The organism is Rhodococcus sp. NPDC004095 (assembly GCF_053604015.1).
Genome location: NZ_JBSGGS010000001.1, coordinates 203528 through 224369 on the forward strand (window position 1 = coordinate 203528; position 20842 = coordinate 224369).

A 20842-nucleotide genomic window follows, 5' to 3' on the forward strand; every position below is an offset into this window, starting at 1 on the left:
GAACGCCTCGCCACCTGGATGGACGGTATGGGCCTGCCCGGCAAGGGCGCCCCGCTCGAAGCCCGATTCCTCTCCGGCGGAACGCAGAACGAGATCTACGAGATCACCCGCGACGACGAAAGCGTCGTCATCCGGATCCCGCCTCCCCACGCACCGGCCAACCGGGACGAGGGCATCCTGCGCGAGTGGCGGATCATCCAGGCCCTCGACGGAACCGACGTGCCGCACACCAGGGCGATCGCGGCCTGCGAGGACAAGTCGGTGCTCGGCCGTCCGTTCTACCTGATGGGTTTCATCGACGGCTGGTCTCCCATGGACCACAAGAAGTGGGTGGAACCGTTCACGTCCGATCTGACGGCCCGCGCCGGGCTCGCATACCAGTTGGCCGAGGGCATCGCGCTGCTGTCGAAGGTCGACTGGAAGGAGAAGGGACTGCACGACCTCGGCCGCCCGGACGGGTTCCACGAACGTCAGGTGGACCGCTGGACAACGTTCTTCGACCGGATCAAGGGCCGCGACCTCGAGGGCATGGACGTCGCCACCGCCTGGCTGCGCGCGCACCGCCCTCTGGACTTCGTCCCGGGACTCATGCACGGCGACTACCAGTTTGCGAACGTGATGTACCGGGACGGGGCACCGGCCCGGCTGGCCGCCATCGTCGACTGGGAGATGGGCACGGTGGGCGACCCGAAGCTCGACCTGGCGTGGATGCTGCAGGGGTGGCCCGAGGACACGAACGCCCCGGAGGCATCCGAGTCCAGTTACGTCGACCTGCGGGGCATGCCGTCGCGCGAACAGGTGGTCGCCCACTACGCCGAGGTGTCGGGTCGTCAGGTCGACGACCTCGACTACTACCTGGTGCTCGCGCAGTGGAAGCTCGCTATCGTGCTGGAACAGGGCTTCCAGCGCGCCGGCGACGACTTCAAGTTGCAGTCGTTCGGCCCGATCGTGCCCGAGTTGATGCGGTCCGCCGCGGAGCTCGCCGAGTCCACCGGGTACCGCTCATGATCGCCGAAGGCTTGGCGATCGAGCGCCGGGGACCGGTCTTGATCGTGCGCCTCGACCGCCCCGAGTCACGAAACGCACTGACCGGAGCCATGATCCGCGGCATCGGTGCCGCCGTCCTGGAGGCGGAGTCGGATCCGCAGATCCGTGCCATCGTCCTCACCGGCACCGGCGACCGGGCGTTCTGCTCGGGAATGGACCTGCGTGCCTTCGCCGACGGCGAGGACGTCGGGTACGGCACCGACGAGGCCACCGCGGCCTACCTCCGGCTCGGCCGGGGCGAGGTGCCGATCCCCGTCGTCGGCGCGGCGAACGGGACGGCGATCGGTGGCGGACTCGAGTTGCTGCTCGGCTGCGACATCATCGTCGCCTCCTCGGCCGCGATGTTCGGGTTCCCCGAGGTGAAGCGGGGCCTGTTCCCCGGCGGTGGCGGCACGTTCATCGGCACCCGGATCCCGCTGGGCGCGGCACTGGAGCTGACGCTGACCGGCGACGCCGTCACCGCCGAGCGTTGCTACGCGCTCGGCCTGATCAATGCCGTCGTGGACCCGGACGCGGTGCTCGACACCGCGCTGGACTACGCCGATCGAATCGCCGCGAACGCCCCCCTCGGCCTGGCCGCGTGCAAGGAACTCGCCCGCCTCTCGGTCGCCCAGCCTGCCCGCGCCGACGAGCGGCTGAGCGAGTGGCAGGCGGTGGTGTTCTCGAGTCAGGACGCCAAGGAAGGCGCCGCGGCGTTCATCGAGAAGCGGCCACCCGCGTGGACCGGCAGGTGAGCTGACGTGCGTGCGGTCGTCTGCCCGTCGTACGGGCCGCCGGAGGTCGTCCGCGTCGAGGACCGCCCCGTGCCCGCACCCGGCCCCGGCCAGGTGCGGGTGCGGGTGCGGGCCGCGGCCGTCAACTTCCCCGACGTGTTGCTGATCGCCGATCGGTATCAGATCAGCGTGCCTCCCCCGTTCGTGCCCGGCAGCGAGTTCGCCGGGGTGGTCGAGGAGGTCGCCGCCGACGTCGACGCCGTCGCGGTCGGCGACCCGGTGACGTTCACCGGTCTGGTCGGTGCCTTCGCCGAGGCGGTCGTGGCCGACGCGTCCAGGCTGTCCCCGGTCCCGGTCGGCGTCGACCTGCGCACCGCGGCGGCGTTCGGCGTCGCGTTCCGCACCGCCCACCACACACTGCGGTCGGTGGCACGGGTCCGGGCCGGCGACGAGCTGATCGTGCTCGGGGCGGGTGGGGGTGTCGGGCTCGCCGCGGTGCAACTCGGGGTTGCCCTCGGCGCCTCGGTGACGGCGGTGGCCTCCTCCCCCGACAAGCTGGACGTGGCCGCGTCCTACGGGGCGCGGCACCTGGTCAACCATCGCGACGGCGATCTGCGGGCGGGTCTGCGCCGCGCCCTGCCCGACGGCGCGGACGCCGTGATCGATCCGGTGGGAGGCGACCTCTCCGAGCCCGCGTTGCGCACGCTGCGGCGGGGCGGACGGTTCGTCACCGTCGGCTACGCGTCCGGCGTCATTCCCCGGCTCCCGCTCAACCTGGTTCTCGTCAAGGGCGTACACATCCTCGGCTTCCAGTTCCAGGACGTTCCACCGAACGAGTTCCGCCGCAACGAACTCGAGCTGACCGAGCTGCTCCGCACCGGGCGAGTCGTCCCGCACATCGGCGCCGTGTTCCCTCTGGACGCCGCCGCCGACGCGCTGCGGCAGGTCGCGGACGGCCGCGCGATCGGAAAGGTTCTGCTCGACGTCACCCCCTGAAACGGACAACTCACGCTGTACCCCAATGGATTACGACCAGACAAGGAGATCCACCTGTGCAGGGACTGAAGGACAAGGTCGTGCTCGTGGCGGGGGCCGCCACCGGACTCGGCGCGGATTCCGCTCGCCGGCTGGCACGCGAAGGCGCGAAGGTGGTGGTCGGCGATCTGGACGGGGACGGGGCCGCACGCACGGCGGCCTCCATCGCCGACGAGGGTGGCGAGGCGCTGGCCGCACAGTTCGACATCTCCGACGACGACTCGGTTCGGAACCTCGTCTCCACGGTGGTGACGGAACACGGCGGGTTGGATGCGGTCCACGTCAACGCCGGTGACATGGGGGCGGTGCGCCACGACACCAATGTCGTCGACATCGACCTCGAGATCTGGGATCGGACGGTGGCGGTCAATCTGCGCGGGCACATGCTCGTGACCCGGCACGCCGTTCCCCGGCTTCTCGAGCGTGGCGGCGGCGCGATCGTGTACACGTCGTCGATCGCCTCGTTCAACGGTGAACCGGACCGGCCGGCATACGCCGCCACCAAAGCCGGGATCAACACCCTGGCCCGCCACGTCGCGTCGAGGTGGGGCCGGGACGGGATCCGGGCGAACGCCGTCACTCCGGGCCTCATCCTCACCCCGGAGATCGAACAGGGACTGCCGTCGGACACCAAGCAGCGCATGCTTTCCCGCACCCGGAGCCCGCGCCTGGGCCGGCCCGGCGACGTCTCCGGAATGGTCGCCTACCTCGTCTCCGACGACGGATCGTGGATCAACGGTCAGGTCGTCAACATCGACGGCGGCACCGTCCTGCGCTGACACCGCCTTCGGGCCACCGCACGACCGGCCACTCGTTCGGAGGCGCCCCGACGCGGTCGCCTCCGAACGAGGCCTCACCGGCGCTCACCGGCCAGAAGTCCGGGCGGGCCGCGAGCGGGAAGGACTTCTCCGATCCCGATCCGTCCCGCGCGGAAGCTCCGTCAGCTCGCCGAGACGAGGCGAAGTCCACCCGGCGGGCGCAGGCGATCGATGCGGAACGGTTCCGTGACGCCGACCGGACCGACCGCGGCGGCGGCCGCAGCGAGAGCCTGGGCCTTGAACATCCGGGCCGCACAGCTGAGCCGATGCTGCCCGGCGTCGAAGCGCTCGTCGAGTTCGGCCGGACAGGTCTCGCCCCACATCGTGACGTCCATGTCCCCCCGCTCGAGGGTGTCGAGGACCCCCCGCCGGATCCGATCGTCGTTCCGGAAGAGGTCCGCCGACACGGCCAGCGCCTGCGGGTACGGCCCATTCTGTTCGGCGAGTGCGGAATCCAGATCCAGAGTGCGGGCCCCGAGGATCTCCAGCGGTCGAACATCGGGATGATCCGCGACGACAACGGTGACGTCCCACCCGGCGGTCACTCGATCGAACACCCAACCACCAGCGAGACGAACAACGTCGACCACGCTGGGGCCGACCATCACCAGTCGATGCCTCAGGCTGTGCCGGCGGGCATGAGCTGCCGTCTGAGCGACTGTATGTACTCCGCGAAGACCTCGTTCAGCGGTATCGAACGATCGAGCAGCCATAGCGTCTCCATTCCGTGTAAGAAGGCGATGATCTCCACCGCCTTGACGGCCGGGTCCACGTCGGTTCGATACCTTCCAGCGCGCTGACCGCGCCGGATTCCTGTTTCGACGGTGGCGACCGAGGCCCGGGATCTGTGGAGTAGGCGGTCGTGAAGGAACGCATCGGGTTCGAGGTTCTCGATGAGCAGAACCGTGAACAGGCCGACGAGGTCGGGCGACTCGTCGAACCGGCGCGGCACCCGCTCGAGTTGCTCGATGAGGTCACCGGTCCGGTCGACGCGAGCCATGTCGTCCGCGTCTCGGGTATCGGCCACCGCGTTCAGCAACTGCTCCTTCGACTCGAAGTGGTGCAGCAGTCCCGCGGTGGTGACTCCCGCTTCCTTGGCGATCTGCGCGAGCGACGTGTTGCGCCACCCGTTCCGTACCAACAACCGCTGCGCCACGGACAGGATTCGCTGCTTCCGGTCCTCTCCCTTGGCGAGAAGCGCTGCATACGGCCGTTGCACGGGCGAGCTCTCCTTCATTCAAACCAACCTACTGAGCACACAGTAGGTTGGTTTCGCGGTTGTGACAAGGGTCATATTTCGGCGACAGTGTGACACACCCGACGCTGGTTCACAGGCCTAACGACTTCGCGATGATCACCTTCATGACCTCACTGGTGCCTGCGTAGATGCGCGCGACCCGGGCATCCGTGTAGAGCCGCGCGATCGGGTACTCCGTCATGTACCCGTACCCGCCGAACAGCTGCAGGCAGCGGTCGACGACGCGCCCCTGCACCTCGGTGCAGAACAACTTCACCCGGGCCGCGTCGGCACCCGACAACTCGCCGTCGACGAGGCCCTGCACGGCGCGGTCGAGCATCGCCTGTGCCGCCTCGATCTCGGCAGACATCGCCGCCAGTTCGAACTTGGTGTTCTGGAACGACGCCACCGGCGTCCCGAATGCCTTGCGCTCCTTGACGTAGTCGATGGTCGTCGCGACAGCCGCGCGCGCCTGCGCCACCGATCCGGTGGCCACCGTCATGCGCTCCTGCGGCAGGTTCCGGCCGAGGTAGCGGAATGCCTCGCCCTCCGCACCGAGGCGGTTCGCCACCGGAACCCGCACGTCCTCGAACGAGAGCTCCGCCGTGTCCTGAACCTTGCAGCCCATCTTGTCGAGGACCCGACCGCGAACGAACCCCGGCATCCCGTCCTCCACGACCAGCAGGGTCAAACCGGCCCGGCGGTTGTCGGGGTCGGTGGAGGTCCGCGCGACCACGATGACGAGGTCGGCCAGGATCCCGCCGGTGATGAACGTCTTCGCCCCGTTCAGGACGTACTCGTCGCCCTCCCGCCGGGCAGTGGTCCGGATGCCGGCGAGGTCGGAACCGGTGCCCGGTTCGGTCATCGCGATCGCGGTCAGCAACTCGCCCGCGGCCATGCCCGGGAACCAGCGTGCGCGCTGTTCCTCGTTCGTGTACTCGAGGAAGTACGGCAGGATGACGTCGAGCTGGGTGCGCACCGTGCTCAGCGTGACCAGCGCGCGGGCCGCCTCCTCCTGCAGGACGACGTTGTACCGGAAGTCCGGAACACCCGCTCCCCCATACTCTTCCGGGATCGCCATCCCCAGCATTCCGAGAGATCCCAGCTTCCGGAAGATCTCGCGGGGCATCCGGCCGGCCTTCTCCCAGGCGGGGTAGTCGGGCACAACGTACTTCTCGATGAAGTCACGTGCCAGCTTGCGGAAGGCCTCGTGATCTTCGGTGAAAACGTCTCGACGCATGATCTCCCCAGTCCTCAGGCCAGTTCCACGAGGGTCGCGTTGGCCGTGCCCCCGCCCTCGCACATGGTCAGCAGTCCACGATGAATCCCGTTGCGGCGCATGTGGTGAATCATCCTGGTCATCAGGACCGCGCCCGAGCCGCCCAGCGGGTGCCCGAGGGCGATCGCACCGCCGAGCGGGTTGAGCAGGCCGGGATCGGCGCCGGTCTCCGCGAGCCATGCCAGGGGGACGGGCGCGAACGCCTCGTTGACCTCGAACACGCCCACGTCGCGCAGGTCGATGCCGGCCTTGCGCAGCACCCGCTCGGTGGCGGGGATCGGTCCGGTGAGCATCAGCACCGGATCCGACCCGACGACGGCTCCGGCCACGTACCGCACGAGGGGCGTCAGGCCCAGCTCACGGGCCCGCTCCGGCGTGGTCACCAGCAGCGCCGCCGCGCCGTCGGAGATCTGCGACGAGTTGCCGGCGTGGATGACACCGTCGTCGAGGAACGCGGGTTTGAGAGAGCCCAGCTTCTCCACCGTGGTACCGCGGCGGATGCCCTCGTCCACCGAGACCACGCCGGTCTCCGTTGTCACCGGGACGATCTCGGCCTCGAAGGCGCCGGCGTCCTGTGCCGCCGCTGCGCGCTCGTGCGACCGAACGGAGAACTCGTCGACCACGGACCGCGTGAGCCCCCACTTGTCCGCGATCATCTCGGCGCCGATGCCCTGGTTGAATCCGGCATTGCCGTACCGGGCCAGCGCCTTCGGGCCGTACGGCATGCCGGTGGCACGCGCCGCGCCGAGGGGAACCCGGCTCATCACCTCCACCCCGCCCGCGACGACGACCTCCTGCTGCCCCGACATGACGGCCTGAACCGCGAAATCGAGGGCCTGCTGGCTCGACCCGCATGCACGGTTGACGGTGGTGCCCGGAATGCTCTCGGGCCACCCCGCGGCGAGCACCGCGTACCGGGCGACGTTGCTCGACTGGTCACCGACCTGCGAGACACAACCCCAGACGACGTCGTCGATGACCACCGGGTCGATGCCGGCGCGCTCGACCAACGCCTGCAGGACGTCGGCCGACAGGTCCACCGGATGTACGCCGGACAGGCCGCCGTTCCGCTTGCCCACGGCGGTTCGAACCGCCTCGGCGATCACTACCTCACGCATCAGTTCTCCACTTTCACACTGTCGTCGATGTCGTCCCGGCGGACGCTGGGGCCAGGGGATGTGGCACCGCCGTGAACGCGAGGCACAGCCCACTGCCCGGTGAACCGGGGTTGACGCTTCTCGGCGAACGCGGTGTACGCCTCGGGCGCATCGACGGTTCCGAAATTGATTGCCTGAGCGCGGGACTCGTTGGCGAGTGCATCGCGCAGGGTTCGATCGGCGCCCTCGTTGAGCAGCGCCTTGGTCTGAGCCAGTGCCACCGGTGGTCCCGCAACCAGCCGATCCGCGAGTTCGTCCACGAAACCGTCGATCTCCCCCGACTCCACCACCCAGGTGACCAGGTTCAGGTCGTGGGCGCGTGCCGCGTCGATCGTCTCCGCCAGCAACGCCAGCCGCTTGGCCTGCTGCAGGCCGACGAGCTTGGGCAGCAGCCACGAGCCGCCCAGGTCCAGCGACAGCCCCCGCCGCGCGAAGATCTGCGAGAACGTCGACTCGGGTGTGGCCACCACCAGGTCACACCCGAGTGCGAGGTTCCAGCCCGCGCCGACGGCCACCCCGGATACCTTCGCGATCGTCGGTACCGGCAGGTCGTGCAGCAGCAACGCCACGTCCGTGAGCAGCCGCATCTTCTCGGTGGGATGGGCGTCCGAGAGCTCCGCCAGGTCGGCTCCGGAACAGAACGCACCACCCGCACCGGTGACGACAAGCGCGCGGACGTCGCGATCGTCGCGAACGGCCTCCAGCGCGTCCCGCAGGGCCACCCACAGTTCCGGATTGATCGCGTTCTTGCGGTGCGTCCGGTTCAGGGTGAGGGTCCGGACACCACCCCGGTCGACGGTGAGCAGCACAGCCGGCGCGGTCATGCCGGCGACCGATCGTCGCGGTACTCGGGACCGATCGCCCCCTCGGCGCGGAGGTCGGCGATCTCCCCGGCGCCGATCCCGAATTCCGCGAGCACCCGGTCGGTGTGCTCGCCGAGTCCGGGCACCGCGCCCATCGGCGGGTCGAAGCCCTCGATGACCGGCGGCGGCAGGAGCGCCGGGATCGGGCCCGCGGGTGTGTCGATCCGGCGCCACCGGTTCCGCGCCGCCAACTGGGGATGGTCGAGCACCTCGCTCGCCAGGTTGTAGCGCGAGTTGCCGATCGCGGCGGCGTCCGCGGTCTTCTGGATGAACTCCAGGTCGTGCCGGGCGCACCACGCGCCGATCTCCGTGTCGAGTACCTCACGGTTCGCGACACGGTCCGAGTTGGTCCGGAATCGCTCGTCGTCGGCCAGATCGTCCCGGCGCAGGATCTCACGGGCCAGCCGCTGCCACTCCCGATCGTTGGTGGTCCCCAGCACCACCGTCTGTCCGTCCGCGGTCGGATACGACCCGTACGGGGCCACCGCGGGCGAACTCATGCCCAGCGGTTGCTGATCGACACCCGCGTGGCGCGTGTAGGTCAGGTGGTAGCCCATCAGCTCGGTCATCGTGTCGAACAGGCTCACGGTGACCGCGGGCGCACCCCCCTGTCCGGCTCTGTCCCGGCCGTAGAGCAGGGCCATGATCGACAGCGCGGCATACAGACCGGTGCTGACGTCGGCGACCGGGGGGCCGGGCTTGGCCGGCTCGCCGGGACGCCCGGTCACCGCGCACACCCCCGACTCCGCCTGCACCAGCAGGTCGTAGGCCCGCTTGTGGGACAGCGGACCGCCCGCACCGAAACCGTCGATCTCGACCGCGATCAGGTCCGGATGGCGTGCCTCCAGGTCCGCGGAGGCGAGCCCGAGGCGAGCGGTCGCTCCCGGCGCCAGGTTCGACACCAGCACGTCCGCCCGGTCGAGCAACCGGTGCAGCGTCTCGATGCCGGCGTCCGACTTCAGGTCGAGCGTCACCGACTCCTTGCCCCGGTTCACCCAGACGAAGTGCGCGGCAAGGCCGTTCACCACGTCGTCGTAGTCGCGGGCGAAGTCCCCGCCCTTGGGGTTCTCCACCTTGATGACGCGTGCCCCGAAATCGGCGAGGGTGCGAGTACACATCGGCGCCGAGACGGCCTGCTCCAGGGTCACGACGGTGACCCCGGCCAGAGGACCGGACGCGGCGGTCGGGTCGGATGCTGCCGTGGTCTGCGGCATCACATGACCATTCCGCCGTCCACCGGCAGCACCTGGCCGGTGACGAAGGACGCCGCGTCCGACGCGAGGAACACGAATGCGCCCGCGACCTCCTCGGGTTCCGCCCAGCGACGCAACGGAATCCGAGAGATCATCTGCGCCGAGAACTTCTCGTCCGTGCGGATTGTCTTGGTCATCGGCGTCGCCGCCAGCGGCGCGAGCGCGTTGACGAGGATCTGCTTGCGGGCCAGCTCACGGGCGAGCGACTTCGTCAGGCCGATGATGCCGGCCTTGGCGCCGGAGTAGTTCACCTGGCCGAGGGTTCCGGTGATACCGGCCGACGAGGTGACGTTGATGATCCGTCCGGTGCCGTCGGTGGGCAGGAACGGCAGCGCCGCCTGCGAGCAGTGGAAGGCCCCGAGCAGGTGGATGTCGAGCATCCACTGGAACGCCTCCGCGGTGAGGTCGGCGAACATCGCAGGCGCGGTCGCGCCGGCGTTGTTGACCAGGATGTGCAGGGTGCCCTCGGTGAAACCGGCCGCCTTGGCCACGGCCGCGTCGGCGGCGCTCCGGTCCCGCACGTCCAGTCCGGCCGAGTCGGCCTTGCCGCCGTTCGCGCAGATCCGCTCGGCGACGGCGGCTGCGGCGTCGGCGTCCACGTCGGTGACGAGCACGGCCGCCCCCTGCGCTGCGAGGGCCTCGGCGACCGCCGAGCCGATGCCACCGGCCGCACCGGTCACCAGGGCCGAGCGCCCCGTCAGATCGAACAGTCCATTCTTGTCGGCCATCAGTAGCTCCTCGGCAGTCCCAAAGTGTGTGAACCCAGGTAGTTCAAGATCATTTCCTGGCTGATCGGCGCGATCCGCATGACGCGGGCCTCGCGGAAGTAGCGGGCGACGTTGTACTCCTCCGAGTAGCCCATGCCGCCATGCGTCTGGAGCGCCCGGTCGGCGGCGGTGAAGCCGGCATCGGCGCACAGATACTTCGCGGTGTTCGCCTCGCGGCCGCACGGCTTGCCGTTGTCGTACAACCAGGTTGCCTTGCGCAGCACCAGTTCCGCCGCATCCAGATGCGCCAGCGAGTCCGCGAGCGGGAACTGCAGGCCCTGGTTCATGCCGATCGGGCGACCGAAGACCTCCCGCTCGTTGCCGTACTTGACCGCCTTCTCCAGTGCGACCCGCCCGATACCCAGCGCCTCGGCCGCGATCAGCATCCGTTCAGGGTTCAGCCCGTCGAGCAGGTACCGGAATCCCTTGCCCTCCTCACCGACCCGGTCCTCCACCGGAACCCGCAGGTCGTCGATGAACAACTCGTTGGAGGTGACTGCGTTGCGCCCCATCTTCCGGATCGGCCGGATGTCGACGTGCGCGCGGTCGAGATCGGTGAGGAACAGCGTCATGCCGTCGGTCTTCTTCGACACCTCGTCGAAGCGCTGGGTGCGGGTCAGCAGCAGGATCTTCTCGGACTCCATCGCCTTGGAGATCCACACCTTGCGTCCGTTGACGACGTAGTGATCGCCGTCGCGCCGGGCGAACGTGGTGATCCTCGACGTGTCCAGTCCCGCACCGGGTTCCGTGACGCCGAAGCACACGTGCAGATCGCCGTTGGCGATCCGCGGCAGCGTCCGCTGCTTGAGCTCCTCGGAACCGTGCACCACGACCGGGTGCATCCCGAAGATGGACAGGTGAATCGCGCTCGCGGCGTTCATTCCACCGCCGGACCGCGCCACCTCCTCGAGCAGCAGTGTCGCCTCGGTGATCCCGAGGCCGTGCCCGCCGTACTCCTCCGGCATGGTGATCCCGAGCCACCCACCGTCCGCGAGGGCGCGGTAGAACTCGGTCGGGAACTCGTGGGCGAGATCCTTCTCCATCCAGTACTGGTCGTCGAACCTGGTCATCAACTCGGCGACCGATTTCCGGATCAGTTCCTGATCCTCGGTCAGCTCGAAACTCATTCCACTCACTGTGAATTCCTAGTCACGCTCGGGTGGCCGGGCCACCGGACTTCGCCAGGGCGACGGCCGCGCGGGCCCGCTGGCGGTAACCCTCCAGCTTCTCCTCGGCTCCGATCGTGCGGTGGCTGCGGGCCTTGATGCTCACGTCGTGGCCCTCGGCCTGCTGCCGCAGGGCTCCAACCGTGCACTGCTCGCGCGGGATGTGCGCGAAGGGGTCGAAGGAGTACCACTTCATGGCGTTGAGGTGTGTCATCTTGTCGATGTCGGAATCGGAAGCGCCGGCGGCGGCGAAGTCCCTGTGCAGCTGCTCCGGCGCGTCCGGCCACATCGAGTCGCTGTGCGGGTAGTCCGCCTCCCAGGCGATGTTGTCGATGCCGATCTCGTGCCGCAGCTTCACGCCGAGCGCGTCGCTGATGAAGCAGGTCAGGAAGTGCTCGCGGAACACCTCGCTGGGCAGCTTGCCGCCGAAGTCCTGCAGCGTCCACGCCTTGTGCATCTCGAAGGAGCGATCGACCCGCTCGAGGAAGTACGGAATCCACCCGGTGCCACCCTCGGAGAGGGCGATCTTCAGATCCGGATAGTCCTTGATCGGCTTCGACCACAGCAGATCCGCGGCGGCCGAGACGATGTTCATCGGCTGCAGGGTCATCAACACGTCGGGCGGCGAGTCCACCGCCGGGATGGTCAGCTTGCCGGACGACCCGATGTGTACCGACATCACGGTCTCGGTGTCGACCAGCGCCTTCCACACCGGGGTCCAGTACTCGTCGTGGAAGCTCGGGTAACCGAGCGCCGCCGGATTCTCGGTGAAGGTCAGCGAGTGAACGCCCTTCTCGGAGACCCGCCGGATCTCCTTGGCGCACAGTTCGGCATCCCAGATCACCGGCAGGGCCATCGGAATGAACCGGCCGGGGTAGGCGCCACACCAGTCTTCGATGTGCCAGTCGTTGTACGCCTGCACCAGTGCCAGCGAGAACTCGGGGTCCTCGGTGGCGAACAACCTCGCCGCGAAACCGGGGAACGACGGAAAGTTCATCTGCGCCAGCATGCCGCCGGCGTTCATGTCCTTGACCCGCTCGTGGACGTCGTAGCAACCGGGGCGGATCTCGTCCAGCCCCTGCGGCTCCATCCCGTACTCTTCCTTCGGCCGGCCGGCCACGGCGTTGAGCGCGGCGTTCGGAATCACCGTGTCACGGAACTGCCACACGTCGGTGCCGTCCTCACGGTGCACCAGCCGCGGCGCCTCGGCCTCGTACTTCTTCGGCAACCTGCCCACGAACATGTCGGGCGGCTCGATCACGTGGTCATCGACGCTGATCAGGATCATGTCATCGACATTCATAGTCGTCCCTTTCGAATCGGGAGAAGCGAGATCAGTCGGAGGCGGGCAGCGCGCGCGCCGCCTTGACGGTCATCACCACGCCGTCACAGGTCAGTTCGCCGACCCCGGGAACGGTGCAGAGCAGTTCCACCGACTCACCCTCGTTGACGTAGCGCTTGCCGAGAACCGTGACGGCATCCTTGACGGGTCCACCGGCGGGCCGGCCACCGGTCGCGGCCACCATCGGCGCTCCACCGCAACCGATCTCGGCGGCACCGTCGGACGGGGCACGCACGACCACCACCCGGGTGGTGCAGGTGGTGCTGGCGAGTTGTTCGCCGGGACGCAGTGTCGTGGACATGATCAAACCTCACTTTCCGAAGCCCGGTCCGCGAGCTGACCGAGGTCGAAGGACTGACGGGCCATCCAGAAGCGGAGGAATCCCGTGAGTGAATAGCGCAGGTACACCGCGGCACCCACCACCGCGACCGCGATCCCGATGAGGGCGATGATGATGGCGTCGCGCTGAACCAGCGGATCGGAGGTGTTGTGCGACATCAGGAATGCCACCACCCCCAGGACCGGGCCGAGCACCATCGCCGCCACGCCGAGGCGCAGCCACAGGCTCGACCGGCCGGCGGACGGATCGGGGATCTTCAGTTCGGCGAGTTCACGGGTGAAGCGATCCGCGCGGGTCTCTGTCGATGTCATGTGGGACTCCCTAGGTAGAGGGCGGCTAGTTCGGTGCGGAATTCACTGTCGGGGACGCCCTGACGTTGCACCCGGCCCCGGACCAGGACGGCCGCATGGTCGGCGATGTCGAGAACGGTCGATGCGAACTGTTCGACGACCAGCACCGAGACCCCCTGCCGGGCGATCTCGGCGACCTGCTCGTAGAGCTGATCGACGATCAGGGGCGCCAGGCCCATGGACAGCTCGTCCAGCATCAGCACCGCGGGATCCGTTGCCAGACCGCGGCACAGCGCCAGCATCTGCTGCTCGCCTCCCGACATCGTCCCCGCGATCTGCGAGGCCCGCTTACCGAGGATCGGAAAGCGGCTGAAGGCAGTCTCCTCGATCTCGGCCCTGGACTTGCCGGTGAACGTCATCATCAGCAGGTTGTCGCGGACGGTCATGTTGGGGAACACTCCCCGCCCCTCCGGAATCAGGCAGACCCCGGTTCGGGCCAGATCCCGGGACGCAGCACCGGTGACGTCACGGCCGCCGAGCAGCAGCTGCCCCGACGCGACCGGGTGTACACCGGCGGCAACCTTCAACGCGGTCGTCTTGCCCGCGCCGTTCGGCCCGAGCAGGGCCACGATCTGCCCGGGTTCGACGCTCAGATCGATGCCGTGCAGAACGGTGATCGCGTCGTACGCGGCGCGCACGTTGCGCAGTTCGAGTATCGCGTTCATGCCTGCCCCAGATAGGCCGCCAGCACGGCCTCGTCGCTTCGGACCGCCTCGGGTGTGCCGACCGAGATGATCCGCCCGAGGTCGAGCACGTGCACGGTGTCGCACACGTTCATGACCAGTTCCATGTCGTGCTCGACGAGCAGGACCGCCGTGCCGCCCTCGGCGAGCGACCGCAGCAACGCCGCGAACCGCTCGGTCTCGGCGGCGTCCTGGCCTGCGGCCGGCTCGTCGAGCAACAGCAGGGTCGGTCGCACCGCCAGCGCGCGTGCCACCTCGACCAGGCGGGCGGTACCGGTGGTCACGGAGTCGGCACAGGTGTCGGCGACCGACTCCAGGCCCAACCGTCCGATGATCTCGTCGACCACCCGTGACGCGTGACGCCGCTCCGGTCCCAGCTCCGCGGCCACGAGCAGGTTGTCGCGGACGCTGAGCCGACCGAAGAGCTCCAGGCGCTGGAACGTCCGGGCCAGCCCGTGTCGGGCGCGGCGGGCCGGACCGGCCCTGGTGACGTCCTGGCCGCCGAGCAGCACTCGCCCCGCGGCGGGACGGCGCAGACCGGAGACGACGTCGAACAGCGTGCTCTTGCCTGCGCCGTTGGGTCCGATCAGGCCGGTGACGTGGCCCTCTTCGGCCGTCAGCGTGACCCCGTCCAGAGCGCGGTGTCCTCCGAAGACGACCGCGATGTCGTCAACTTCGAGCAGCGATGGCACGATCCAGCTCCTCCTCGTCTTCCGGGCGCCAGGGGCGCTCGAGCCCCCACCACTCGACCGGTATCTCGGGCGCCTGCGACGGCGGCCGGTGCCGGGCGTTGCCCCACCAGAGCGCGGCGAGCGCTCCGAGCACCACGCCTCCGAACAGGACGTAGCCGTTGATCACGTCGGCCAGACGCAGCACCCACAGCAGCACCGCCCAGCCCCCCAGCACCGACATCACGAGTCTGTCCCGCAGGGTGGCGTCCCAGCTCTTGCGCATCAGGGAGATCGCGCCGTGTTGGACGGCGGGAGCACCGAACGCGACGCCGGCGAGACCGGGCACCGCCTGGATGAAGTTCTGGGTTGCCGGCCAGAGCGCGACGATCGCGTTGAAGGGGCCGGCGAGCATGGTTCCTGTCCACAGACCGTTGCCCACCGCGCCGAGGCCGCCGAGCACCGCGATCAGGAACAGCGAGAGTCCCATGACGAAGTTGAACTGGTCGGCGGTGACGGAACGCAACTGCATGCCGTAGAGCGCGCCGCCGAGACCGGCGATTCCGGCCGAGACGGCGAACACCAGCACCTTGGTCATCAGCAGGCTGCCGCCCAGTGTCGCGTACGCGGCCTCGCTGTCGCGCAGTGCGATCAGCCGTCTGCCGAGCAGTCCGCGTCGCAGCGCGGCGACGGCCAACGTCGCCAGCGCCAGACAGACAGCCGCGAACACCGTGGTCTCCGCCGGGGTGTCGATCTGGAAGCCGAACAGGTTGGGCCCCACCAACTCCACCGATCCCTGATCGAACAGGGTGATCTCGGTGCCGAAGATACTGAAGGACGGAAGGGTGAAGATCCAGCGGTCGAGGATCACGGCGAAGGCCGCGGTGCCGAGCGCCAGGTAGATTCCGGACAGCCGCAAGGCCGGCAACGCGATGACCGCGCCGATGACGGCGGTGACCAGCACGGTGACGATCAACGCCCACCACTGTCCCTGCGCACCGAACCTGGCGCACACGATCGCACCGACACCCGCCATGCTCAACTGACACAACGAGATCTGCCCCGCGTAGCCGGCCAGCGGCACGAAGGACAGCGCGATCACGCCGAAGGCGAAGATCTGTCCGTAGGTGACCAGGTCGGCCTCGCCCAACACGGTCGCGAGGACGACGCCGAACGCGACGACCACCCCGCCGAAGGCGAGCGTGCCGCGCATCGTGGGCAGCGGAACCTGACTGAGTTGCCGGTCCCGGCCACGCAGGCGACCGTGCGGGAACAGCAACAGCGCGAGGAGGAGCAGCAGCGCGGGAGCCGCGAGCCGCAACCCGGGAAGGAACTCGTTCTGCGGCAGGTACCCGGTCAGGTAGCTCTCCAGGCAGCCGACCACGATCGCGCCGACGAACGTCATCGGCAGACTGTGCAGTCGGCCGAAAATGGCCGCCGCGTATGCACTGACGATCAGCAGCGAGAGCTGGGTGGAGTCGAGGGCGATGGTCGGGGCGATGAGGATGCCACCGATCGCGGCCAGCTCGGTACCGAGCATCCACGCCACCCGATTGGCCCGCACCGGGTCGGCGCCGGTCAGGCCGACCAGGCCGCGATCGTCGACGGTGGCCCGCATCTCGGCACCGGTTCTGGTGCGCGTCAGCAGGATTCGCAGACCGATCGCAACGGCCACGGCAACGATCATGGTCAGTGCCTGGTGCCACGTGATCGTCACCGATCCGATCCGCAGCGGCGTCTGGTCGGCGAAGAACTTCGGCAACGAGCGGGCCGTGTTGGGATCCCAGATCCACCGGGCGAGGGCGATGAGACCGCTGAGCAACGCGATCGTCATGACCATTCGCTCGGCTTCACCGAGAGCCTGCACCGGCCGCATCGCTCGCTCGACCAGGAGGGCGAACGCCGGCGCGAGCACCAGCAGCACGGTGGCCAGCGCCAACGGCACCGGCCACCCCCAGCCGACGCTGAGCTGCCAGTACGCGAACGCGGCCATCATGCCCGCCGCACCGTGCGCGAAGTTGAACACCCCGGTGGTCGTGTAGGTGACCACCAGGCCGCTGCCGATGATCGCGTAGATCGCGGCCGCGCTCAGCCCGACGATCCCGAAGGCGAGGAACTGCTCCATGGTCCGTTACCCGACGTCGCTCATGCTCTTGCCGACGTCGGCGAGAGTCAGCGGCTTGCCGTAGTCCTTCGTGTACTTGTACGGCGCGACGTCGCAGCGGTACAGACCGTTGTCCGGCTCGAAGTCCGCGGCCTTCCACCCGTCGGGCGTGGCCTCCTCGACGTTGAAGCACGGCTGCGGGACGGTCGGATTCGACACATCCACCGGCGCCTGCAGTCCCCCGCCGGTCCACTCCGTCTGCTTCTTCGCGTTCTCCAGCAGGCAGGCCCGGGTGAGATCGTCACCGCAGGCGCCGGCCGACTTGGCGAACAGCAGCCACGACGAGATCGCACGAATCGCGGGCAGGGTGATCTGGGCACCCGGTGCGTACTGCTCGAACATCTCGGTGACCTGCTTGGTCGCCGGGTTGTCGCTCTCCAGCGGGGCGACGCCGCCGAGATCGGCGAAGTTGTTCTGGGCGTCGAGCGAGTTGCCCGCCAACTCCAGGAACGACTCGTTGTAGGCGTTGCTGTTGGCGTCGATCCAGTCCAGCTTGTAGTCCATGCCGGTCAGGACGTCCTCGAGCTTGGCCAGCTGCTTGAAGTCGCCGTAGAAGATCAGGCCCTTGACGCCCTTGGCCTTGATCGCCTGCGCATAGGGCGTCCAGTCCGCGACACCGGCCGCCGGGTACAGGTCGTTGTAGACGAACGTTCCGCCCCCGGCCTGGGTGGCCTCGACCGCCTGGTCGCCGAGATTCTTCGTCACCGGCGAGTCGCCGTTGATGATGCCGACAGCGGCCGCCGATGCGGGATACGCATCGGTCATCAGCCACTTCCGGTACCCGTAGTACGGGTCGTAGCCGGGAACCTGGGTGGGAGCGGCACTGACCTCGAGGTCCGCGCCGACGGACTGGGCCTGGGCAATCTGCGCCGGGAAACTCGGCAGCAGGCAGTTCAGGCGCTCCTTGACGCCGAGACCGTCGAGGGCGGCACCGCCGCCGACGAGGGCGAAGTCGTCGCGGCAGGCCTCGAGCATCCGCTGCCGGACCTCCATCAGCTTCGTGTCGCGAATGTTGACGGTGATCTTGCGGCCGTTGATGCCGCCGGCCTCGTTGCACCAGGAGGAGAACGCCTTCGCCGCGTCGGCGAACTCCGAGTTCTTGGTGAAGCCCATGTCGGTGAACACGCCGACCTTGATCTCGTCGGCCGTCACGCCTTGTGCGGAAGCGCTTTTCGCGTCACCCGACTGGCAGACATCGGTGAGGTCACCGAAGTCGCCCGAAGCCGCTGAACTGCTGGTGCCACCACCTCCGGCGCCTTCCTCCGAACCGGAACTGTCGCCGCGGCCACTACATCCCGCGACCAGCAGCGCCATCGCCGCAAGGGCGACGACTGTTCGCTGTGCTTTCACCTGGTCCTCCTCCGCTGGGGCTCGTCGTCGAGCCGGTGCAGGCGATCTGCGTGAGCGCCCGACCTCGACTCAGGTCACTCCCCGATGGGCAGTATTGCTCTCACTGGTGGGAAACTAGCTTCTCCTTGAGAGAGAATCAACAGAGTCCGCAGGAATTGATTGATCCGTGAATCAAGCACCGCAGGCAGAGAGGCCGAACGGGGCGAAGCGGCCAACCGCCGACAAAAGCCCTCGACAGAGGGTCGCCGAGCGCAGTCACCCCCAGGCGTTGACTATCAGGGCCCGACGTGGAAACCTTGTGCTCAGAAATGAGAATGCTATTCTCTCGATGAGAGGAGGTTACGGATGGGACTGACACCGCTACCGGCGGACGAATGGGACGACGACACTCGCCGCGCATTCGCCGGCATGCTCCCGAGAGACCGCCAGCACCCGGACGGCGCGGGCCCCATGCTGTCGACACTCGCTCGACACCCCGACCTGACGAAGTCGTTCCTCGGGTTCAGCCTTCACCTGCTGTACCGGTCGACACTGCCGGCGCGCCTGCGCGAGCTGACCATCCTGCGCGTGGCGCACCGCCACGACTGCGCGTACGAGTCGCACCATCACACCGAGATCGCCCGGGAAGCCGGTTTCAGCGACGAGGAGATCGAGTCGACCCGGCTCGGCAAGTCGAACGACGAGTTCGAGCAGACGGTGCTCAGCGCCGTGGACGAGCTCGGCGACACGTCCCGGCTGACCGACGCGACCTGGGCGGCACTCGGGGCGCAACTCGACGACCGCCAGCGACTCGACTTCGTCTTCACCGTCGGCGGCTACTCGACCATGGCCATGGCCATCAACACATTCGGCCTCGCGCCCGACGAAATCGCACACAAGAACCTCGCGCACAGCGACATCGAGCACAGCGGCCACGGGCCCGGAAACGAAAGGTAGACCCTTGTCACACTTCACCAAGCCAGCCGTGGGTAGCTGGACCGAGAACTGGCCCGAACTCGGGACCGAGCCCGTCGACTACTCCGATTCCATCGACCCGGAGCACTGGCAGCTCGAACAGCAGGCGATCTTCAAGAAGCTGTGGCTCAATGTCGGACGCGTGGAGCGCCTTCCGAAGACCGGCAGCTACTTCACGCGCGAAATGCCGTCGGTGGGCACCGGCACCTCGATCATCATCGTCAAAGACGGTGACGGTGAAGTCCGGGCGTACTACAACCTCTGCCGGCACCGCGGCAACAAGCTGGTGTGGAACGACTATCCCGGCGAGGAGGTCGCGGGCAGCTGCCGCCAGTTCACCTGCAAGTACCACGCGTGGCGCTACAGCCTGAAGGGCGATCTCACCTTCGTTCAGCAGGAAGGCGAGTTCTTCGACCTCGACAAGGGCTCCTACGGACTGAAGCCGGTGCGGTGCGAGGTCTGGGAAGGCTTCATCTTCGTCAACTTCGACGACGAGGCCGGCCCGCTGGGGGACTACCTCGGCGACTTCGCCAAGGGCCTGGAGGGCTACCCCTTCCACGAGATGACCGAGGTCTACAGCTACCGCTCGGAGATCAACGCCAACTGGAAGCTGTTCATCGACGCGTTCACCGAGTTCTACCACGCACCGATCCTGCACATGAAGCAGGCGACCAAGGACGAGGCAGAGAAGCTGGCCAAGGTCGGGTTCGAGGCGCTGCACTACGACATCAAGGACGACCACGCGATGATCTCGTCGTGGGGTGGGATGTCCCCGCCGAAGGACCTGAACATGGTCAAGCCCATCGAGCGGGTCCTCCACAGCGGCCTGTTCGGCCCGTGGGACCGCCCCGACATCAAGGGCATCCTGCCCGACGAGCTGCCGCCGGCGATCAATCCTGCTCGCCAGAACACCTGGGGCACGGACTCGTTCGAATTCTTCCCCAACTTCACCCTGCTGTTCTGGGCACCCGGCTGGTACCTGACCTACCACTACTGGCCGACGGCCGTGGACAAGCACATCTTCGAGGCCAACCTCTACTTCGTGCCGCCGAAGAACACTCGCCAGCGACTCTCCCAGGAACTGGCGGCGGTCACCTTCAAGGAATACGCCCTCCAGGACGCGAATACGCTGGAGGCAACACAGACCCAGATCGGCACCCGGGCGGTCACCGACTTCCCGCTGTGCGACCAGGAGATCCTGCTCCGGCACCTGCACAAGACCGCAGGCGACTACGTGAACAAGCACAAGGCTGCCGCCACGACCAACACGACCGGCGGCACCACCGCCACGACCAATGGAAAGGTCGCACATGTCTGAGACGACGACTCCCCTGCTGCCGGCAGAGTTCGCCGACCTGGAGCGGTTCGGTGACTGGATCCTCCAGACGGAGCCGGAACGCTACGCAAAGCGCCTTGCCTCGTCGATGGAGGAGATGCAGGATCTCTACGACGTCGGCATGGCACGGCTCGAGGACGTGATGGTCTACCTCGATGCGCGATTCCCCTTGCACGACATGCCCGATGACGCCAAGCGGCTGATGCACTTGATGCAGTCGGTGGTCATGGTGTCGTTCCCGGTCGAGGTGTGGAAGCAGCCCCGCGTGCTCGACAGCGGTGCAGCCTGGGTTGAGATCATCCGAGAGCCGGTGGTCTGAC

The 20842-nt window shown here is 68.0% G+C and carries 22 protein-coding genes; 7 read left to right on the forward strand and 15 right to left on the reverse strand.

Annotated features, from left to right (window positions below; all coding sequences use genetic code 11):
- Positions 1-18: 18 nt before the first annotated feature.
- The 4 genes from ACWEPG_RS00910 to ACWEPG_RS00925 are packed head-to-tail and all read left to right on the forward strand — an operon-like array spanning position 19 to position 3574.
- Positions 19-1008, forward strand: a complete 990-nt coding sequence (locus ACWEPG_RS00910; protein ID WP_452593864.1) for a phosphotransferase family protein — start codon at positions 19-21, stop codon at positions 1006-1008.
- A complete protein-coding gene (locus tag ACWEPG_RS00915) occupies positions 1005-1781 on the forward strand; it encodes an enoyl-CoA hydratase/isomerase family protein (RefSeq protein ID WP_452593637.1) in 777 nt (258 codons plus the stop codon). Before ACWEPG_RS00910 ends, ACWEPG_RS00915 begins: the two co-directional genes overlap by 4 nt.
- A 6-nt stretch (positions 1782-1787) precedes the next feature.
- Positions 1788-2756, forward strand: a complete 969-nt coding sequence (locus ACWEPG_RS00920) for an NADPH:quinone oxidoreductase family protein (protein WP_452593638.1) — start codon at positions 1788-1790, stop codon at positions 2754-2756.
- Positions 2757-2812: 56 nt separating this feature from the next.
- Complete coding sequence (locus ACWEPG_RS00925) at positions 2813-3574, forward strand: SDR family NAD(P)-dependent oxidoreductase (protein WP_452593639.1); 762 nt, start codon at positions 2813-2815, stop codon at positions 3572-3574.
- 161 nt (positions 3575-3735) lie between these two features.
- Here ACWEPG_RS00925 and ACWEPG_RS00930 read toward each other — a convergent pair whose 3' ends face one another.
- From ACWEPG_RS00930 to ACWEPG_RS01000, 15 genes are all read right to left on the reverse strand, one after another.
- A complete protein-coding gene (locus ACWEPG_RS00930) occupies positions 3736-4236 on the reverse strand; it encodes a hypothetical protein (protein WP_452593865.1) in 501 nt (166 codons plus the stop codon).
- Complete coding sequence (locus ACWEPG_RS00935; RefSeq protein ID WP_450111883.1) at positions 4233-4850, reverse strand: TetR/AcrR family transcriptional regulator; 618 nt, start codon at positions 4848-4850, stop codon at positions 4233-4235. Before ACWEPG_RS00935 ends, ACWEPG_RS00930 begins: the two co-directional genes overlap by 4 nt.
- A 91-nt stretch (positions 4851-4941) precedes the next feature.
- The gene (locus ACWEPG_RS00940) at positions 4942-6090 is read right to left on the reverse strand and encodes an acyl-CoA dehydrogenase family protein (protein WP_452593640.1); all 1149 of its coding nucleotides are present in this window, start codon (positions 6088-6090) and stop codon (positions 4942-4944) included.
- 14 nt (positions 6091-6104) lie between these two features.
- Positions 6105-7247, reverse strand: coding sequence for a thiolase family protein (locus ACWEPG_RS00945; RefSeq protein WP_450133454.1), 1143 nt, complete (start codon positions 7245-7247; stop codon positions 6105-6107).
- Positions 7247-8110 carry an enoyl-CoA hydratase/isomerase family protein gene (locus tag ACWEPG_RS00950; protein WP_452593641.1) on the reverse strand — a complete coding sequence of 288 codons (864 nt, stop codon included), beginning with the start codon at positions 8108-8110 and terminating at the stop codon, positions 7247-7249. Before ACWEPG_RS00950 ends, ACWEPG_RS00945 begins: the two co-directional genes overlap by 1 nt.
- A complete protein-coding gene (locus ACWEPG_RS00955; protein WP_452593642.1) occupies positions 8107-9363 on the reverse strand; it encodes a CaiB/BaiF CoA transferase family protein in 1257 nt (418 codons plus the stop codon). The genes ACWEPG_RS00950 and ACWEPG_RS00955 overlap by 4 nt, the downstream gene beginning before the upstream one ends.
- A complete protein-coding gene (locus ACWEPG_RS00960; protein ID WP_450111878.1) occupies positions 9363-10130 on the reverse strand; it encodes an SDR family NAD(P)-dependent oxidoreductase in 768 nt (255 codons plus the stop codon). Before ACWEPG_RS00960 ends, ACWEPG_RS00955 begins: the two co-directional genes overlap by 1 nt.
- Positions 10130-11296, reverse strand: a complete 1167-nt coding sequence (locus tag ACWEPG_RS00965; RefSeq protein ID WP_452593643.1) for an acyl-CoA dehydrogenase family protein — start codon at positions 11294-11296, stop codon at positions 10130-10132. Before ACWEPG_RS00965 ends, ACWEPG_RS00960 begins: the two co-directional genes overlap by 1 nt.
- 22 nt (positions 11297-11318) lie before the next feature.
- A complete protein-coding gene (locus ACWEPG_RS00970; RefSeq protein ID WP_450111876.1) occupies positions 11319-12638 on the reverse strand; it encodes an amidohydrolase family protein in 1320 nt (439 codons plus the stop codon).
- A 31-nt stretch (positions 12639-12669) separates the two neighbouring features.
- Positions 12670-12978 carry a hypothetical protein gene (locus tag ACWEPG_RS00975; protein WP_450111875.1) on the reverse strand — a complete coding sequence of 103 codons (309 nt, stop codon included), beginning with the start codon at positions 12976-12978 and terminating at the stop codon, positions 12670-12672.
- A gap of 2 nt (positions 12979-12980) precedes the next feature.
- Complete coding sequence (locus tag ACWEPG_RS00980; RefSeq protein ID WP_450111874.1) at positions 12981-13328, reverse strand: hypothetical protein; 348 nt, start codon at positions 13326-13328, stop codon at positions 12981-12983.
- Positions 13325-14032 carry an ABC transporter ATP-binding protein gene (locus tag ACWEPG_RS00985; RefSeq protein ID WP_450111873.1) on the reverse strand — a complete coding sequence of 236 codons (708 nt, stop codon included), beginning with the start codon at positions 14030-14032 and terminating at the stop codon, positions 13325-13327. Before ACWEPG_RS00985 ends, ACWEPG_RS00980 begins: the two co-directional genes overlap by 4 nt.
- Positions 14029-14742 (reverse strand): ABC transporter ATP-binding protein, encoded by a 714-nt coding sequence (locus ACWEPG_RS00990; RefSeq protein WP_450111872.1) that lies wholly within the window; start codon positions 14740-14742, stop codon positions 14029-14031. The genes ACWEPG_RS00985 and ACWEPG_RS00990 overlap by 4 nt, the downstream gene beginning before the upstream one ends.
- Complete coding sequence (locus tag ACWEPG_RS00995; protein WP_450133457.1) at positions 14720-16843, reverse strand: branched-chain amino acid ABC transporter permease; 2124 nt, start codon at positions 16841-16843, stop codon at positions 14720-14722. The genes ACWEPG_RS00990 and ACWEPG_RS00995 overlap by 23 nt, the downstream gene beginning before the upstream one ends.
- Before the next feature lie 6 nt (positions 16844-16849).
- A complete protein-coding gene (locus ACWEPG_RS01000; protein ID WP_450112043.1) occupies positions 16850-18196 on the reverse strand; it encodes an ABC transporter substrate-binding protein in 1347 nt (448 codons plus the stop codon).
- 381 nt (positions 18197-18577) lie between these two features.
- Between ACWEPG_RS01000 and ACWEPG_RS01005 the strand changes: the two genes are divergently transcribed.
- Genes ACWEPG_RS01005 through ACWEPG_RS01015 form a run of 3 tightly spaced genes read left to right on the forward strand, consistent with a single transcriptional unit; the run spans position 18578 to position 20841 of the window.
- Entirely contained in the window at positions 18578-19168 is a 591-nt protein-coding gene (locus tag ACWEPG_RS01005) for a carboxymuconolactone decarboxylase family protein (RefSeq protein ID WP_450111870.1), read from the forward strand.
- Between the two features lie 4 nt (positions 19169-19172).
- Positions 19173-20504, forward strand: coding sequence for an aromatic ring-hydroxylating oxygenase subunit alpha (locus tag ACWEPG_RS01010; RefSeq protein WP_452593644.1), 1332 nt, complete (start codon positions 19173-19175; stop codon positions 20502-20504).
- On the forward strand, positions 20497-20841 hold the full coding sequence (locus ACWEPG_RS01015) for a hypothetical protein (RefSeq protein ID WP_450111868.1): 345 nt from the start codon (positions 20497-20499) through the stop codon (positions 20839-20841). The genes ACWEPG_RS01010 and ACWEPG_RS01015 overlap by 8 nt, the downstream gene beginning before the upstream one ends.
- Position 20842: the final 1 nt, after the last annotated feature.

Bases quoted from the DNA above. Each gene is read 5' to 3' on its own strand.
- ACWEPG_RS00910 (WP_452593864.1), top strand. From the start codon at position 19: ATGGACGGTATGGGCCTGCCCGGCAAGGGCGCCCCGCTCGAAGCCCGA.
- ACWEPG_RS00915 (WP_452593637.1), top strand. From the start codon at position 1,005: ATGATCGCCGAAGGCTTGGCGATCGAGCGCCGGGGACCGGTCTTGATC.
- ACWEPG_RS00935 (WP_450111883.1), bottom strand. From the start codon at position 4,850: ATGAAGGAGAGCTCGCCCGTGCAACGGCCGTATGCAGCGCTTCTCGCC.
- ACWEPG_RS00940 (WP_452593640.1), bottom strand. From the start codon at position 6,090: ATGCGTCGAGACGTTTTCACCGAAGATCACGAGGCCTTCCGCAAGCTG.
- ACWEPG_RS00945 (WP_450133454.1), bottom strand. From the start codon at position 7,247: ATGCGTGAGGTAGTGATCGCCGAGGCGGTTCGAACCGCCGTGGGCAAG.
- ACWEPG_RS00950 (WP_452593641.1), bottom strand. From the start codon at position 8,110: ATGACCGCGCCGGCTGTGCTGCTCACCGTCGACCGGGGTGGTGTCCGG.
- ACWEPG_RS00955 (WP_452593642.1), bottom strand. From the start codon at position 9,363: ATGCCGCAGACCACGGCAGCATCCGACCCGACCGCCGCGTCCGGTCCT.
- ACWEPG_RS00960 (WP_450111878.1), bottom strand. From the start codon at position 10,130: ATGGCCGACAAGAATGGACTGTTCGATCTGACGGGGCGCTCGGCCCTG.
- ACWEPG_RS00965 (WP_452593643.1), bottom strand. From the start codon at position 11,296: ATGAGTTTCGAGCTGACCGAGGATCAGGAACTGATCCGGAAATCGGTC.
- ACWEPG_RS00970 (WP_450111876.1), bottom strand. From the start codon at position 12,638: ATGAATGTCGATGACATGATCCTGATCAGCGTCGATGACCACGTGATC.
- ACWEPG_RS00975 (WP_450111875.1), bottom strand. From the start codon at position 12,978: ATGTCCACGACACTGCGTCCCGGCGAACAACTCGCCAGCACCACCTGC.
- ACWEPG_RS00980 (WP_450111874.1), bottom strand. From the start codon at position 13,328: ATGACATCGACAGAGACCCGCGCGGATCGCTTCACCCGTGAACTCGCC.
- ACWEPG_RS00985 (WP_450111873.1), bottom strand. From the start codon at position 14,032: ATGAACGCGATACTCGAACTGCGCAACGTGCGCGCCGCGTACGACGCG.
- ACWEPG_RS00995 (WP_450133457.1), bottom strand. From the start codon at position 16,843: ATGGAGCAGTTCCTCGCCTTCGGGATCGTCGGGCTGAGCGCGGCCGCG.
- ACWEPG_RS01000 (WP_450112043.1), bottom strand. From the start codon at position 18,196: ATGGCGCTGCTGGTCGCGGGATGTAGTGGCCGCGGCGACAGTTCCGGT.
- ACWEPG_RS01005 (WP_450111870.1), top strand. From the start codon at position 18,578: ATGGGACTGACACCGCTACCGGCGGACGAATGGGACGACGACACTCGC.
- ACWEPG_RS01015 (WP_450111868.1), top strand. From the start codon at position 20,497: ATGTCTGAGACGACGACTCCCCTGCTGCCGGCAGAGTTCGCCGACCTG.